The organism is Alkalimonas mucilaginosa (assembly GCF_036327005.1).
GTDB classification, from domain to species: Bacteria; Pseudomonadota; Gammaproteobacteria; order Enterobacterales; family Alteromonadaceae; genus Alkalimonas; species Alkalimonas mucilaginosa.
On sequence record NZ_JAUGZK010000013.1, the window covers coordinates 51,994 to 67,077 of the forward strand.

Sequence of the window (15,084 nt, forward strand, 5' to 3'; positions counted from 1 at the left end):
TCCAGAGTGTGACAATTTTTTTTGTGGCTTAGCTCATTCGCACTGATACTACTGAGTTTTCCACGCCAAGTGGGGTGGGCCGGTAGCCATCGGCTTGCCAGTCGTTGTCGTACTGCTCGTTGCCGGCATCATCCAGCAGGCAGTAACGAAACTCAAAATCGTCCTGCTGATCGGTGGGTAGCTCCAGCACGGCTTTAAAACCACCATTTTTTAGCCGTTTTAATGGCTCTTTTTGCCAACCCTGAGCTTCGCACAACAGGTAGGCACTGGTGGCTTCTTTGGCAGCTTCGGCCGGAATTTCAAAGGTCACTTTAACAACAGGGCGGCTTTTCAGGAATTGTTTTTTCAGTGGCATCGGGATCTCCTTGTTTCAACAGTTCATCTGGGCCCAGCTGCTTTAGTTTGGTGCGAAATGCGCACAAAACAGGCAGTGACAGCGGCGCAAGGTTGCTTTTTACGGCTATGCAAATCAATACAGAAATTGTGCCAGTTTGGTCGCAACAAGCTGGCAGCTATCCTGCCAGCTCGACATGACAGGGACATGACAAGGCAAAGGCTTTACCGCGGTCTGTAATAAAGATAGCAGAGAATAAATGAGGCGGCTTGATCTGGATCGCCTGGATAGGGATTGATTGCGACCATGGTCTCACTAAAAAAACAGCGGTATTAACAAAAAATCGGCTATGCTTAACTGCATGAGGTAAAAACAATTATTTGGCCTCGTTGCGATTTGGATAAGGAGATGGGGATGAACTTTTTTTCTACTGTGGCGGGCCGGTTATTGACGATACCACTGTTGGCATTGCTTGGCTTTTCACTGCTGGCTGTGGTGGCGTTAAATGCACTGAATACCAGCCTGGTTCAGGGACGTGAAGCCCGGGTGATGGCGGTTATTGAAGCGGGCTTGCATCTGGTGCAGCATTACCAGCAGTTGGAAGCCAGTGGTGAGCTCAGCACAGAGCAGGCGCAGCAGCAGGCACTGCAGGCTATTAAAGCCATCCGCTATGATGGAACCGAGTACATCTGGATCAATGATATGGGCCGGCCCATTCCGCGAATGATTATGCATCCAACCGTGCCCAGCCTGGATGGTACTGTTTTGGACCGACCAAATTTTATGCATGCTACTCATATGCGCAGCAAAGATGGCAGTCGCTCACAGCGACTGGACAATGCCAATCTTTTTGTCAGCTTTGTGGATGCGATCAATCGTTATGGCTCGGGTTTTGTCGAGTACGAGTGGCCTAAACCTTTGGCTGGAGGTGGTGTGACCGATGAGCGTTACACCAAACTGTCCTTTGTCGATCGGGACCCACACTGGGGCTGGGTGCTGGGTTCGGGTATTTACATTGATGATGTCAAAGCCGCTTTTTGGTCGGTGGCGCGGCGCATTGCGCTGGTGGTGGTACTGGTGATTGCGATTACGGTAGGTTTGTCGCTGTATATCCGCCGTTGGCTGCTAGCGCAACTGGGGGGGGAGGTGGCCAGCGCCCGGGCCCTGGTCCGCCAGGTTGCTGGCGGTGATTTTCGGGCCGAGTTTGCACTGAAGCCCGGCGATAACAGCAGCTTGTTGGCGGCATTAAGTGGTCTGGTGCAGCGATTGCGGGAAATCATCAGCCAGCAAACCGAGATGGCGGAGCAATTGGCTGAACAATCCGAAATGCTGGATGATACCAGCCAGCAAAGCCAGCAGATCCTGCAAAGTGTGATGGACCAGACGGCGCAGGTGGCAACCGCAGTCAGTGAAATGACCGCTACCTGCGAAGATATGGCACGCAATGCCGCCACTGCGGCGCATTCGGCCCGGGAGGCCGATCAGCAAACCCGCTCCGGCACCAGAGCGGTGGAAGACACCATTTTGGCGATTGAGGCCTTAAAACAGAAAATTGAGCAGGTCGGTGAAGTGATCCAGCAGCTGTCCAAGCGCAGTGAAGAAGTGGGGGCGGTCACCGATGTGATTGGCAACATTGCCGAGCAAACCAATTTACTGGCATTAAATGCCGCCATTGAAGCAGCCCGGGCCGGCGAGATGGGCCGCGGCTTTGCGGTAGTAGCTGATGAAGTGCGTACCCTGGCCAGCCGCTCACAAGAATCAACACAAGGCATCAATCAGCGCATTCAGGATATCCAGCACGACTCCGAGCAAGCAGTGCAGTCGATGGCTTCCAGTCAGCAGGAAACCGAGCAAACCATAGAGCGTTCGCAGCAGGCTGGAAAGACGTTGGCACAAATCAATAAAGCCGTGTCCAGTATTACCGATGTCAATGATCAACTGGCCAGCGCTACGGAAGAGTTGGCCACAGTATCTGCCACCATCAACGAAAATATGGAGCATATTGCCAATGCGGTGCAGGATACCACCGCCAAATCGACTGAGCTGTCTGGTGCCAGCCAACAATTGCGCAGCATGGCAGCACGGATGAAAGACTCATTGCAGGGCTTTAAGTTGTAAGGCTTCAGCAAGCACAGGCCAGGCGAAGCCTGGCCTGTGGCATCATTACCAATACTGTTGCATAAATTTCAGATAAGCTTCCTGGGCGGAAATACCGTTTTCCCGGCGCAGGAAACCATGGCCTCCGTCCGGGAGCACTAAGTACTCGACCAGAACTCCCTGAGCGCGGATGGCTTCGACCATTTCATCGCTTTCAACTGGCAGCACCCGTGGAACATTGGGGCCTTGCACTACCAGTACCCGCTCTTGCACCTGATCGGCATGAAACAGTCTTGTGATCTGGATCAAGCGTCTCTTGATTAATTTAGAGCAATTACTCCAATTATGTATTAGAGTAATTGCACTAATTTTCTGTTGGAGATGCGGGATGGATATACCTGTTTGGCAGTATGTGTTTACGATGAGCTTTTACATTCTGTTGTTGCTTGGTCTGGTAGAGATCATGCGTAAAAAGCCCGTGTTTGCCATGGTGTTCTGGTTGCTGTCTTTGCTTACTTTTCCGCTTTGGTTTGAGTATGTTGATGGCTGGTTTCGTTGGGTAAAAGTATTAAGTGTGCTTTTGCCTACCGCTTTGGTGGTTGGGTTTGCCCGTGTAGCCTGGCTGTATAAAGACAACAACCATGCATTTTGGCAATTCTTTAGAGGAGATTGGGTTCTTACCTTTCTTTATGCCTTTTTGTTCCTGAATATAGCGGAGGCAACATTCAAAGATTTTGAAACCGCAAACTACTTTAACGCAATTTGTGGTGTCATTCTTTGTATTACCATTCCATTTCCGCGCTACAAAAATGGCAAGCGAGTATATTGGGTGATCGGGAAAGATAAGCCAAACGATGTTCTTTTTTACTCAACCGCGGCCTGGAATCTACTATACACAACCTGGAATATGGCTTTCGTATACGGAGAGGCGGGAGCGTTCTTTGCGGCTTCAATGTGTATTCTGATCGCTGCGGAGCTGTATCCTATCCTGAAAAAGCGTCCTGAGCTTTATATCATTGCCCGTGTTTACACCCTTGCATTTCATCTTTTAGTGCGTGCTTGCAGTGATGTCTTTGAAAGAACAATGGATTCCAGTAACTGGATGAATGAGCAAGTGTTGTGGTGGTGGGGGCTGATTAATCTGGCACTGCATCTTCCTTTTGCTGTCTGGTACTTTTACCGTAAACGCAAAAGTGAGACGAAGGAGCCTCCATATGGCAACCGTCCTCCACCGAAAGCAGAAGACTACCCGGTCACCAAAGCGTTTGGTTAGAGGTGCCAAGCGAGCAGCTGTTTGCCTGGCGGCCTCCCCGCCAGGTACAGGGTAAAGTGTAAGCAGACGTTGCTGAGTAGTGCAAAATCATCCGGCTGATTAGTGCTTACAGCTGCCAGGCGCGGAAATTACGGCCTTTCATTTTGTCGTGATTTAAAATCTGCAGTGCTTTTTTCGCCGCACTGCGCTTTACTGCCACATAGGCCCATAAATCATGCAGCTGAATTTTACCAACGTCCTCAAAGGCGATTTGCTGATCGCGGGTTAAAGCACCGACAATATCGCCGGGGCGCAGTTTTTGCTTTTTACCACCCTGGATCTGGATGGTCACCATCTCGGCTTTGGCCGGCGCTTGATCCAGTAGGCTGAGAGGCGGCAGAGGTTGCAGCTGGATAGCATCGCTCAGCGTATCCTGCAGCAGGCTTAATTTGTAGTCATCTTTGTTATCGGCCAGGGTAACGGCCAGGCCTTTAGCCCCGGCGCGGCCGGTGCGGCCAATACGGTGGGTGTGGGTGTCTGTATCGTGCGCCAGCTCGGCATTGATCACCAGGTCCAGCTCACTGATATCCAGGCCACGGGCGGCCACATCGGTCGCCACCAGAATACGGGCGCTTTTGTTGGCAAATTGCAACAGGGTTTGATCGCGGTCTTTTTGCTCCAAATCGCCATGCAAGGCTTTGGCGCTAAAGCCATGTTGCTGTAGGGCATCGGCCAGTTGCTGGGTCACCCGTTTGGTGTTGCAGAACACCACGCAGCTGGCAGGTTGCAGCTGCTGCAATACCAGCATCACCGCTTGCTCTCGGGGGCTGTTATCAAGGGCGTAAAATTGCTGGGTGATGCTGCTTTCCTGCTGGCTGCAGCTGACCGACACCCTTACCGGTTGCTGCATCAGACTGGCCGCCAGTTGCTCGATTTTGTCCGGATAAGTCGCGCTGAATAACAGAGTTTGCCGTTGGGCAGGCATGGCCGCTGCGATACGGGCTACCTCGTCCAGAAAGCCCATATCCAGCATGCGATCGGCTTCATCCAGCACCAGCATCCGTAGCTCGGATAAATCCAGCCGCTGCTGCTGCAGATGATCCAGTACCCGGCCGGGCGTGCCGACAATAAAATGAGCACCATGCTCCAGCGATAGGATCTGGTGTTTGCTTGGCACCCCGCCGCACAAGGTCAGCACCTTGATGTTGTGAATGCTGCGGCCCAGGGTTCGCAGTTCTTTCGCGACCTGCTCGGCCAGCTCACGGGTAGGGCAGAGTACCAGCCCCTGAATACGGAAGCGTTTTACCTGCAGGGCACTGAGCATACCCAGCGCAAAAGCGGCGGTTTTACCCGAGCCGGTTTGCGCCTGGGCAATCACATCCTTGCCGGCCAAAATAGCCGGCAGGCTTTGCTGCTGAATGGGGGTCATCTGCTGGTAGTTCAGCTCCTGCAAAGTAGAAAGCAGGGCTGGGGCTAAGGCAAGAGTGGCAAAATCGGTAACAGGCATAAGTTGTGGCTCCGTGACGATGGCAAAGAGCCAGCGGTTATTTTTTCGGCCGCCAGTATAGCAGATAGCGTGGCATCACAGCATGGCTTTTAAATGCGCCACCACACTGCGCCCGAGCGAGCTTAAATCGTAGCCGCCCTCCAGCATCGAGACGATACGGCCATGGCAATGACGGTTTGCCAATTGCTTTAACTCCCCGCTTAGCCAGGCGTAGTCGTCTTCTTTCAGTAAAAACTGCGACATCTCGTCTTCAGCATGGCCATCAAAGCCGGCGGAAATAAATATCAGCTCGGGGGCAAAAGCATCCAGCGCGGCAAACCAGCGCTGCTGCACCGCCGCGCGCCATTGCTCACCCTTGCAGCCGGCTGGCAGTGGCAGGTTGAGGATGTGATCGGTGCTGCTGTCATCGCCGCTGTTCGGGTACAGCGCCTGCTGATAGGACGAGCAAAACAACACCCGATCGTCATGACGGAAAATCGCCTCGGTGCCGTTGCCATGGTGCACATCAAAATCCACAATGGCGACCCGCTGCAGCTGGTATTTATCCAGTGCATAGCAGGCGGCAATGGCGATGTTGTTCAGCAGGCAAAACCCCATGGCCTGATCGGCGGTGGCGTGATGGCCAGGTGGCCGTATGGCGCAAAACGCCTGCTGGTTGTCGGCCTGCATCACTTCATCCACCGCCTGAATGCCGGACCCTGCCGCCAACAAGGCAGCCGGCAGGCTTTTGGGGGTCATGGTGGTATCCGGATCCAGCCAGATCTGGCCCTCACTGGGCGCTTTGGCATACAGCTCGTCAATATAGAGCTTGCTATGGGCCCGGTACAAATCGCTGACCTCGGCCGGGCGGGCATCGACTTGCTTGATCACATACTCAAGGCCAGAGCGCACCAGCTGATCATTGATGGCATGCAGCCGGGCCGGCTGTTCCGGGTGCTCCGGATCCGGGTTGTGCAGTGCGCAGCGGGCATGGCTGAACAGGGTCAGTGGCATCAGTTACTCCTTGGTCTTTGGTCGCAACGTCAGCTGCAGCGTGATTTCACCCGGCTCATCGGCTGGCAGCCGGACAAAGCCGGCTCTTTCAAATACGCAGAGCATCGGCTGGTTATCGGCCCGCACATAGGCCAGCATGGCGTCCAGGCCGCGCGCTTTGGCAATGGCAATCATTTCATCCAGCAGCCGTTTGGCCATGCCCTGGCCCTGGTATTTTTCCCGGGTGACAAAGGCGACTTCGCAGCTGTTGGCTGCAGGCAGCAGGTAATAGCGGCCCACCGCCTGAATTTGCACCGCCGAGCCTTTTTGCCGCACGATACATAGCGCTAAATCTTTCGATTGATCGACACTGACCAGGTTGCAGGACTTTTCCCGGCTCATCTGGGTAGGTACGGCGTTGTAACGCAGTTGCAGGGTTTCTTTGGTGTGCGAATAGAAAAACTCCTGCAAGCGCCGTTCATCGGATGGATTGAGCGGTCGTAAATCAAAGTGTTCGCCGCCAATAATGAGCTCCTTAAAACCCACCTTGCCAAGCTCCGGCACTTCGACCGGGGTTTGCTGCTGGTAATGCGGCACCCAGTAATGCTCGCGTACTTTTTGCAGCAGCTGGTGGCGAAACTTGGGGTGGGCAACCCGGATCAGCTCCAGTGCCCGCTCGCGGATGCTTTTACCACGCAGGGAAGCCACGCCAAACTCAGTCACCACATAGTGCACGTGGGCCCGGCTGGTCACCACACCGGCACCTTCGCGGATATGCGGTACGATGCGCGACGTTTTGCCATCTTCGGTGGTGGACGGCAGGGCGACGATGGGCTTTCCGCCCGCACTCATGGAAGCACCGCGACTGAAATCGACCTGGCCACCAATGCCGCTGTAAAACTGATGCCCTATCGAGTCTGCCACTACCTGGCCGGTTAAATCGACCTCAATGGCGCTGTTAATCGCCATCATCCGTTCGTTGCGGGCAATGTTGGCCGGGGAGTTGACGTATTCGCTGGGGTAAAAACCAATATGCGGGTTGTGATGAACAAAATCGTACAGCGCCTTACTGCCGACGCAAAAGCTGGTCACTACTTTGCCAGGATGAAAGGTTTTGCGCCGGTTGGTGATCACGCCTTTTTGAATCAATGCCATGATGCCATCGGTGATCATATCGCTGTGTACACCGAGGTCTTTGTGATTGCCCAGGTACTTCAGCACCGCAGTGCAAATGCGGCCGACACCGAGCTGTATGGTAGCACCATCCTCCACCAGCAACGCAATGTACTGGCCGATGCGCTCACTGACTTCGTTGTCGCTATCCACTTTTGGCAGTTCGGGCAGTGGCTGCGCACATTCAATACTAAGGTCAATCTGGTCACGGTGAATAAAGCTTTGGCCATAGGTCACCGGCATCAGCGGGTTCACCTGGGCAATCACAATTTTAGCGGCTTTGGCAGCAGCGGCGACGACATCGACCGACACCCCGAGCGAATGGTAGCCATGCTGATCGGCCGGGCTGACCATAATCAGTGCCGCATCCAGTGGCAGAATGTCGTCGGTAAACAGATGTGGAATATCCGACATAAAGCAAGGGGTGTAATCGGCACGGCCCTCGGCCACTGCCTGGCGGATGGTATCGCCGCCAATGAAGAAGGTATTTACTTTAAAACGGTGCTGCTGGTCCGGGTTGGCCCAGGCATTGTCGGACAGGGTGAGTAGCTGCACAATTTCAATGTCATGCAACTGACGGCCATGGGCTATCAGATCGTCCATCAGTGCGCCTGGCACAGCCGCATGTGAGCCAATAAAGATGCGCTGGCCGGATTTTAGGTACTGTTTCCAGTCGATACCAAGGGCTGAGGGCATAAGGGCTCCTGTTTTATTGCAGTATCTATCAGTATGCAGCAGGTAGCTATTCGACTTTAGGCGATTTGCCCGGTGCTGTTCCTGAGGAAAGTGACGGGAAGCGACGATGCCATTACCCGGATAAATTGTAAACTAAAAAGCAATAGGTTTAGCGGATTTTGTCTGGTCGAAGTGTGCTTTGTTGAGATGAGTTATTGACTGGTGTTTTTGGTTACTTTAAGATTGCGGAAAAATGGAATTAAGCTGTAATTATGGAATCTTTGTCAATATCCCGCTCTGCGTTGCTTGAAAAGTTGAATGGCATGGATTTGCTGTTAACATTGCACGATCGGTTTGGTGGTTCATTTCAAGGCAAGTTACTGCACTACTGTGCTAAGTCGGGCGCTGTTGTGCTGGACGGTGCCGACACTGCTGATTGTGTGAGTTTCCATCAGTTGGAAGACCTTTCCTCTATCAAGTTGCATACGAAAGTAGAGCATCTTGGCTGGTTAACAGGCAAGACAGTTAGTCCGCTTATAGAATTGCCGGCCAGTGATTTCGATCTGGACGACTATGTCTATCAAGCAGAACGAATGCTTGCCGAGCAGTTAAATCACGCTATTCAAATTTCCCTGGAGCAGGTTGCTGCATCTGATTTAACAGCAAAGCTGGCCAGTCGCCGTGTGATTGAGTCTGCTATGGCTATTGTCACCAAGATAGCGGCAGACAGTTTGGGCATGGAACTGTTAGGAAGTGTAAACACCCTTTGTTTTGTTAACACTTCGGAAGACAGTCTCAAAGTGAAGCGGTCGCTTGCGACCATTAAGATTTATTTTAATACCTCGAATATGCCGGGTACCAACCTGGCAGAAAAACTTGAACGTGATATTGAGCGTGTTTTGTAGTTCATTGAGCGATCAATTTGAAAGCACTATCATTGCCAATTAAGGAGTAAATAATGGGATTAGCAGAAAAAAAAGCCTCGCGGGATTTCCAGCAAAATCGCTTGGAAGCATTGCAGAAGCAACTGAATAAAGAAGCCGGTTTTGATATTGAGCTGGAAGTGAACTGGGACACACTGGAAGTAGATAAGTATGCCCATCTTTATGATGAAGCCTGGCCAAAAGTCTACTTCCACCCACTGATCAAAGCCTTTAAAGAAATGTGTTCTGACGACTTTGCCCGGGACATTATCAAAGAAAGCCTGAAAAAAGTTGTGATTCAGAATTACAGTGACAACTACGCTTATGATCGCTTTGCAGAGTTCAAAAAGGGTGTGTTGACGCTGAATCATTCTCCGATCACCAACATCCATCACGAGAATGAGCGCGCTGCCAATATCCAGTTTGTGGTAGAAAAAGAGCTTTAATCTCTCCGCCTGCTCTGCTGCATTGCAGCGCAGGCTTCTTTTTGGGAGTACTGTAAGCCCATGAAATATTTTATCTTTAGTCTTATTTCACTGCTGTGCGCATCACTCAGTTATGCCAATGTCTATCACAGCATTGATGCTGAGATCGAGTCTCGTCTTGTTATCTTGCCCACTGAACATCCGGATCGCTTTTTAATTGGCTTTGATGGCTTCCAGCATGAACTAGATCGCCAGGCGATGCTGTATGAAAAGCGCCTGAACAGTCGTGATGCCAGGGACGGGCACTATTACCAAATGCTTGGTATGCCGTATACGCATGTGCGCAATAATGGTCGCACTACCCTTATTTTTGGTACTTCGGTGCCTTACCTTGAAGTACATCTTGCTGGCCGGGCACCGGTGAAAATGGTGCTGACCGGGCCAAGTGATACAGCGATGAAAGAACGCATTGAGCAGCGCTATAGCAAACGCCAGGGCTACAGTCTGAGCCGCATTGAAGCAAGAAAACAAGTCGAGCAGGCGGCAGCACAGCTGCATAGCGACTGCGCCGCAACGATTCAGGTCCAGGTAGACTGGGATAGCTTTGCAGGCTCAGAACATCGGACTACCCCAGCGGTGGGGGCACGCTACATCGAGGCGCTGAACCAGATTTGCCAGCGTGATGACGATTATCGCCAGGCTGTGCTGGATATCAGCGAGGTGACACTGGTATTGGCCGAGAGTCCTGAGCAGCATCAGATTAAGCGAAATGGCAGTCAGATTGTGGTTGGGCTGGCATCGGCGGCACCGAATATTACCGAAACCTCGTATGCCCAATTAGTGGCACTATTTTGATAAATAAAGGAATTATAACAATGAAATTAAAATTAATGACAATCATTCTGGCAGGGCTGGTAAGTCAATCGGTGATGGCATCCACAGTGGTGGAGCGCAAAGCGATGCGTGAAGCTGAAGCAAAAATTGTTGAAGCGGCCGAGCAAACCAAAGCGACATGTGGCAATGCAGAGCTGGCTGTATCGGTGAACTGGGATGAGTACCGCAGCATGATCAGCGCCAATGAGAAAGTACTGCAAGACAATCGTTACCAGGGACAGTGGGTCTTATCGCATACGGCGGATCGGAATACCTCTGTGTTCGAAGCCTTAAGCAACATTTGCAATGATGATGAAGATTACAAAGAAGTGATTGCTGAATTAAGTGCTGTTGTTATTACGCCTAAGCCAGCATTTACTGATTCGGATAGCAGCTTTAAGCTGGATGGTACAACGCTGGTGATTGAGTCTGGTCACCGTATGAATCGTAGTGCTTCAGATTTTGTACGGCCAATCAAGCAACTGTTCTGAGTTACTGTTTTGTAAAGAGCAGCTGCTTATCAGGCCCGGTTTACCACCGGGCTTTTTTTATGGCAGCATCGGGTGGTCAGCCATGGTTGATGCCGTACTTTTGCTAACAGCAATGGGCAGGGCAAAGGATTGTACTCGGCCGTGCAGCAGGGTTGTGTTAGGCTGTGGGCCGGAGGAAGCATGATAGCGATCAATGACCAGTTCGAGTTGGCAGAGGATGAGTTGGAGTGGCAGTTTATCCGTGCCAGTGGCCCGGGTGGCCAGCATGTTAATAAAACCTCGACCGCGGTGCAGCTGGTACTGGATATACGGGGCAGCTCGCTGCCGGATTGGTTGAAACAGCGGTTGCTGAACCGGGCCGATCACCGTATTACCCAAAGTGGCAAAATTCTGATTAAGTGCCAGCAAAGTCGTAGTCAGGAGCAAAACCGGGAACAGGCACTGGCGCAGCTGATCCAGTTGTTGGCTGCGGCCTCGGTGCAGCAGAAAAAACGCACCGCCACCAAGCCAACCTATGGCAGCCAGCAACGGCGCATTCAGCAGAAAAAGCAGCGTGGTGCTACCAAGGCGCTGCGTCAGGGCAAACCAAAGCTGGAATAGCCCTGTTATTGTGCCTTTATTTGCCGAACCTGATAGCCACGCTCTGCCAGCAAGTCCAGCACATTGTCTGGTCCTGCCAGATGCAGAGCGCCTACCAGCACAAATTCAACTTGTGGGGTTTGCAGCATGGCATCGATTTGCTCTACCCAGTCCTGGTTACGTTCGGTGAGCAGTCGCTGATAAAAACGCTGGCCAACTTCGGTGTCCTGCATCTCGCTGACCAGCCCGGACAGAGCCTCGCGATCACCACTGCGCCAGGCAGCAAGTGTTTGCTGCATAAAGTGCTCGGTATCATCCAGTTGGTCCAGATTTTGTACTAGCCAATCGTCTTCAAAGCCATCAGAGACCGAAAAAAGCAGAGCAAATTGCTGCTCCAGTGTTTCTAAAAAGCCTTTACTTTTGCCATCTTGAGCCCCTTTTTTATAAAAGTACATATCGACACCGTCACCCGCCATACCTAGTTGCTGCAGTTTAAACTGCATCATTTGTACCAGTACAAAGTCTGGTTTAAAGGCTGCCAGGGCTGTGATATCAATGCCCAAATCCGCTGCTGCCTGTTGCAGTCTCTGGTAGCTTTCCTGGCTAAGCACTGAGTTGAGCGTTCGGCCATCCTGGTACATGGCATAGCTCAGCATCAGGGGACCAATGCTTGGATCCGACAGCTTGCTGATATCAATTTCAAATACCAGTTTGTCGGCTTGCTGATAAGCTTTATCAAACTCTGCTGGCAGCGGAAACTCACTGGCTGGCAGCAAGTGCACGGTGCCGCCGATAAACAGCTGATGCTGGTCGTTACTGACTTGCCAGACTGCACTTTGTGCCAGCAGTTGCTGACAGAAAAACAACAGCCCAACTGCGATCAGGCGAAAAAAGGTATGTGAGAACATAGCGAAGCTCCTTGTGCACTAAAAGCATTATCATAATGGTAATTTGTCGATAACAACAGCCTTTGCGGCAGCTATGCTGGCAGATTGTTGCTGCTTTGGTAAGCTATCATGGTTGAGTACAGTACAACGAAGTATTAGGGTGAGAGAAGAGCAAACGGTGTGGAGAGAATCATGGAACATTATGCGGCCTTGCGGGCCAATGTTGGTTTACTGGGAACCCAGTTAGGTGATTTGATCCGCCAGCAATTGGGTGAGACGGTGTATCAGCGCATAGAGCAAATCCGCCAGTTGTCGAAAGAGGCGCGGGCAGGTGACCTCGGGCAAGAGCAGCAGTTGAAGCAACTGCTGCAATCATTAAGCGATGAGGAATTGCTGCCTGTTGCTCGTGCTTTTGCTCATTTTCTCAATTTGGCTAACCTGGCGGAGCAGCAGCACAGTACCAGCCAGGAAGTACTGGCAGAAGATCGTCAGGCCGCGCCTTTGCAGGCGATGCTTAATCATTTGCAAGCCGCCAACCTGGCTCCGGATGAGATTGTAGCTGCGGTGGAGAAGTTAGCGATTGAGCTGGTGCTGACAGCACACCCGACTGAAGTATCGCGCCGTACTGTGATCCATAAGCTTACTGAAATAGCGGATTGCTTAACGGCTCTGGAGCAGCAGCGTGCCGATTGCCAGCAGCAGCGGCTGCGTGACAGGATGCAGGAGCTGATAGCTCAGCTGTGGTTTACCAATGAAATTCGTGAGCAGCGCCCAACCCCGGTCGATGAAGCCAAATCCGGTTTTGCTATTATTGAGAGCTCACTGTGGCAGGCGGTGCCGGCCTTTTTACGCGAGCTGGACAGCTGGATGCGTGATGCTGCTGGTCAGGCGCTGCCGCTTGCGGCCACGCCGGTGCGTTTTGCCTCCTGGATGGGCGGGGATCGTGATGGCAACCCTTTTGTTACTGCCAAAGTGACGCGGCAGGTTCTGCTGTTAAGCCGCTGGAAAGCAGCCGATTTGTTTATGCAGGACCTGGATGTGCTCAGCAAAGAGCTGTCGATGAACCAGGCCAGTGATGAGTTGCAGCAGCTCAGTGAAGCCGCCTTTGAGCCTTACCGGGCAGTACTGAAGCAATTACAACAACAACTGAGCTATACCCGTGATTGGCTGACCGAAGCGCTGAACCGGGACCGGCTGCAGCGCCCGGCCGATCTAATCTGGCAGCAGGAGCAATTGCTGGAACCTTTGCTGCTGTGCGATCGCTCCTTGCGTGAATGTGGCATGGCACAAATTGCCGATGGCCGGCTGCAGGATACCATTCGTCGGGTTTATTGCTTTGGGGTGACGCTGTTAAAACTGGATATCCGGCAGGACGCGGCCCGCCATACCGGGGTATTCAGCGAGCTGACCCGCCATCTGGGGCTGGGTGATTACAGCGCCTGGAGTGAAGACGACCGCCAGGCATTCCTGCTGCGCGAGCTGCCCAATCGGCGGCCGCTTTTTCCAAAGCAGTGGCAACCTTCCGAAGAGGTGCAGGAGGTGTTGGACACCTGCGATATGGTCGCCCGCCATGGCGAGGAGGCCTTGGGCACCTACGTGATTTCGATGGCGGGTAGGCCTTCGGATGTGTTGGCCGTGCAATTGCTGCTAAAAGAAGCCGGCATAGGCTTTGCGATGCGGGTGGCGCCTTTGTTTGAAACCCTAAGCGATTTGCAGCAGGCACCGGATTGCATCCGGCAGTTGCTGGCGATTGACTGGTACCGTGGTTACATTCAGGGCCAGCAGGAAGTGATGATTGGTTATTCGGACTCGGCCAAGGATGCCGGAGTGCTGGCTGCCGCCTGGGCACAGTACAGCGCCCAGGAGGCCTTGGTGCAGGTCTGTGCCGGTGCCGGGGTGCAGCTGACCCTGTTCCACGGCCGTGGTGGTACCATTGGCCGTGGTGGAGCACCGGCCCATGCCGCCATTTTGTCACAGCCACCAGGATCCCTGGATGGCGGTTTTAGGGTCACTGAGCAGGGCGAAATGATCCGCTTTAAGTTTGGTTTACCCAAGCTGGCTGAACGTAGTTTAAGCCTCTATGCCAGTGCCGTGCTGGAAGGCATGCTGTTACCACCACCGGTGCCCAAAACCAGCTGGCGCCGGGTGATGACAGAGCTGGCTGAAAGCTCTTGTCGGGCTTATCGGGCTATGGTGCGCGAGCATCCGGATTTTGTCCGTTATTTCCGGGCGGCAACGCCAGAGCAGGAATTAGGTCAGTTACCACTTGGCAGCCGGCCCGCCAAACGTAACCCTAAGGGCGGGGTTGAGAGTTTACGTGCTATTCCATGGATTTTTGCCTGGTCACAAAACCGCTTGATGTTGCCCGCCTGGCTGGGTGCCGGCAATGCGCTGCAGCAGGTGCTGGATCAAGGCGAGCAAGCAGTGCTGACCGAGATGCAGCAAGCCTGGCCGTTTTTCGCGACCCGCTTATCGATGTTGGAAATGGTCTTTTTAAAAGCCGATGCCGCCATTTCCGCTTATTACGATCAGCGCTTGGTGCCGACCGAGTTGCATGCGCTTGGCAAGCAATTGCGGCAGCAGCTGGCGCATGATCAGCAATTGCTGCTTAGCCTGACCAGGCACCGTGAGTTGATGGAAAATGAAAGCTGGATCCGTGAGTCCATTATGCTGCGCAATACCTATGTCGATCCTTTGCATCTGCTGCAGGTGGAGCTGCTGCACCGGCAGCGGCATCAGACGGATACGCTTAGTTCGCAGATCCAGCGTGCCTTGATGGTCACCATCGCCGGTATTGCGGCAGGGATGCGGAATTCGGGGTAGGGCTGATGCGCGAGGGCACCCAGGATTTGGACGATTGCGGTACGTCCTGGAAAACGGTGTTAAACTAGCACGA

General features: G+C 52.8%; 14 protein-coding genes. 8 read left to right on the top strand and 6 right to left on the bottom strand.

Annotated elements, in window-relative coordinates; translation table 11 throughout:
* Positions 1–28 precede the first annotated feature (28 nt).
* Positions 29–355 carry an isoamylase early set domain-containing protein gene (locus tag QWF21_RS14750; RefSeq protein WP_330088805.1) on the bottom strand — a complete coding sequence of 109 codons (327 nt, stop codon included), beginning with the start codon at positions 353–355 and terminating at the stop codon, positions 29–31.
* Between the two features lie 393 nt (positions 356–748).
* On the opposite strand from QWF21_RS14750, the gene QWF21_RS14755 reads away from it, so the two are divergent.
* On the top strand, positions 749–2,452 hold the full coding sequence (locus QWF21_RS14755) for a methyl-accepting chemotaxis protein (protein ID WP_330088806.1): 1,704 nt from the start codon (positions 749–751) through the stop codon (positions 2,450–2,452).
* A gap of 45 nt (positions 2,453–2,497) precedes the next feature.
* Here QWF21_RS14755 and QWF21_RS14760 read toward each other — a convergent pair whose 3' ends face one another.
* On the bottom strand, positions 2,498–2,740 hold the full coding sequence (locus QWF21_RS14760) for an alpha/beta hydrolase family protein (protein WP_330088807.1): 243 nt from the start codon (positions 2,738–2,740) through the stop codon (positions 2,498–2,500).
* A 79-nt stretch (positions 2,741–2,819) separates the two neighbouring features.
* Here QWF21_RS14760 and QWF21_RS14765 point away from each other — a divergent pair, with 79 nt between their 5' ends.
* Complete coding sequence (locus tag QWF21_RS14765; RefSeq protein WP_330088808.1) at positions 2,820–3,704, top strand: hypothetical protein; 885 nt, start codon at positions 2,820–2,822, stop codon at positions 3,702–3,704.
* 106 nt (positions 3,705–3,810) lie between these two features.
* Here QWF21_RS14765 and dbpA read toward each other — a convergent pair whose 3' ends face one another.
* From dbpA to QWF21_RS14780, 3 genes are all read right to left on the bottom strand, one after another.
* Positions 3,811–5,190 (bottom strand): ATP-dependent RNA helicase DbpA, encoded by a 1,380-nt coding sequence (gene dbpA, locus QWF21_RS14770; protein ID WP_330088809.1) that lies wholly within the window; start codon positions 5,188–5,190, stop codon positions 3,811–3,813.
* A gap of 75 nt (positions 5,191–5,265) precedes the next feature.
* On the bottom strand, positions 5,266–6,183 hold the full coding sequence (locus QWF21_RS14775) for a histone deacetylase family protein (RefSeq protein ID WP_330088810.1): 918 nt from the start codon (positions 6,181–6,183) through the stop codon (positions 5,266–5,268).
* Between the two features lie 3 nt (positions 6,184–6,186).
* Positions 6,187–8,031 carry a GNAT family N-acetyltransferase gene (locus QWF21_RS14780; RefSeq protein WP_330088811.1) on the bottom strand — a complete coding sequence of 615 codons (1,845 nt, stop codon included), beginning with the start codon at positions 8,029–8,031 and terminating at the stop codon, positions 6,187–6,189.
* Positions 8,032–8,282: 251 nt separating this feature from the next.
* Here QWF21_RS14780 and QWF21_RS14785 point away from each other — a divergent pair, with 251 nt between their 5' ends.
* The 5 genes from QWF21_RS14785 to arfB all read left to right on the top strand — a co-directional run bounded on the left by QWF21_RS14785 (position 8,283) and on the right by arfB (position 11,322).
* Complete coding sequence (locus QWF21_RS14785) at positions 8,283–8,915, top strand: hypothetical protein (RefSeq protein ID WP_330088812.1); 633 nt, start codon at positions 8,283–8,285, stop codon at positions 8,913–8,915.
* Between the two features lie 53 nt (positions 8,916–8,968).
* Positions 8,969–9,379, top strand: coding sequence for a hypothetical protein (locus tag QWF21_RS14790; RefSeq protein ID WP_330088813.1), 411 nt, complete (start codon positions 8,969–8,971; stop codon positions 9,377–9,379).
* Positions 9,380–9,439: 60 nt separating this feature from the next.
* On the top strand, positions 9,440–10,213 hold the full coding sequence (locus tag QWF21_RS14795) for a hypothetical protein (RefSeq protein ID WP_330088814.1): 774 nt from the start codon (positions 9,440–9,442) through the stop codon (positions 10,211–10,213).
* Between the two features lie 20 nt (positions 10,214–10,233).
* Entirely contained in the window at positions 10,234–10,722 is a 489-nt protein-coding gene (locus QWF21_RS14800; protein ID WP_330088815.1) for a hypothetical protein, read from the top strand.
* A gap of 180 nt (positions 10,723–10,902) precedes the next feature.
* Positions 10,903–11,322 (top strand): alternative ribosome rescue aminoacyl-tRNA hydrolase ArfB, encoded by a 420-nt coding sequence (gene arfB / locus QWF21_RS14805; protein WP_330088816.1) that lies wholly within the window; start codon positions 10,903–10,905, stop codon positions 11,320–11,322.
* A 5-nt stretch (positions 11,323–11,327) separates the two neighbouring features.
* On the opposite strand, the gene QWF21_RS14810 is transcribed toward arfB, so the two are convergent.
* Positions 11,328–12,209 (bottom strand): TraB/GumN family protein, encoded by an 882-nt coding sequence (locus QWF21_RS14810; RefSeq protein WP_330088817.1) that lies wholly within the window; start codon positions 12,207–12,209, stop codon positions 11,328–11,330.
* Between the two features lie 168 nt (positions 12,210–12,377).
* On the opposite strand from QWF21_RS14810, the gene ppc reads away from it, so the two are divergent.
* Entirely contained in the window at positions 12,378–15,011 is a 2,634-nt protein-coding gene (gene ppc / locus QWF21_RS14815) for a phosphoenolpyruvate carboxylase (protein ID WP_330088866.1), read from the top strand.
* The last annotated feature ends 73 nt before the right edge of the window (positions 15,012–15,084 follow it).

Coding starts and splice junctions, on each gene's coding strand:
- QWF21_RS14750 (WP_330088805.1), bottom strand. CDS start 355: ATGCCACTGAAAAAACAATTCCTGAAAAGCCGCCCTGTTGTTAAAGTG.
- QWF21_RS14755 (WP_330088806.1), top strand. CDS start 749: ATGAACTTTTTTTCTACTGTGGCGGGCCGGTTATTGACGATACCACTG.
- QWF21_RS14765 (WP_330088808.1), top strand. CDS start 2,820: ATGGATATACCTGTTTGGCAGTATGTGTTTACGATGAGCTTTTACATT.
- dbpA (WP_330088809.1), bottom strand. CDS start 5,190: ATGCCTGTTACCGATTTTGCCACTCTTGCCTTAGCCCCAGCCCTGCTT.
- QWF21_RS14775 (WP_330088810.1), bottom strand. CDS start 6,183: ATGCCACTGACCCTGTTCAGCCATGCCCGCTGCGCACTGCACAACCCG.
- QWF21_RS14780 (WP_330088811.1), bottom strand. CDS start 8,031: ATGCCCTCAGCCCTTGGTATCGACTGGAAACAGTACCTAAAATCCGGC.
- QWF21_RS14785 (WP_330088812.1), top strand. CDS start 8,283: ATGGAATCTTTGTCAATATCCCGCTCTGCGTTGCTTGAAAAGTTGAAT.
- QWF21_RS14790 (WP_330088813.1), top strand. CDS start 8,969: ATGGGATTAGCAGAAAAAAAAGCCTCGCGGGATTTCCAGCAAAATCGC.
- QWF21_RS14795 (WP_330088814.1), top strand. CDS start 9,440: ATGAAATATTTTATCTTTAGTCTTATTTCACTGCTGTGCGCATCACTC.
- QWF21_RS14800 (WP_330088815.1), top strand. CDS start 10,234: ATGAAATTAAAATTAATGACAATCATTCTGGCAGGGCTGGTAAGTCAA.
- arfB (WP_330088816.1), top strand. CDS start 10,903: ATGATAGCGATCAATGACCAGTTCGAGTTGGCAGAGGATGAGTTGGAG.
- QWF21_RS14810 (WP_330088817.1), bottom strand. CDS start 12,209: ATGTTCTCACATACCTTTTTTCGCCTGATCGCAGTTGGGCTGTTGTTT.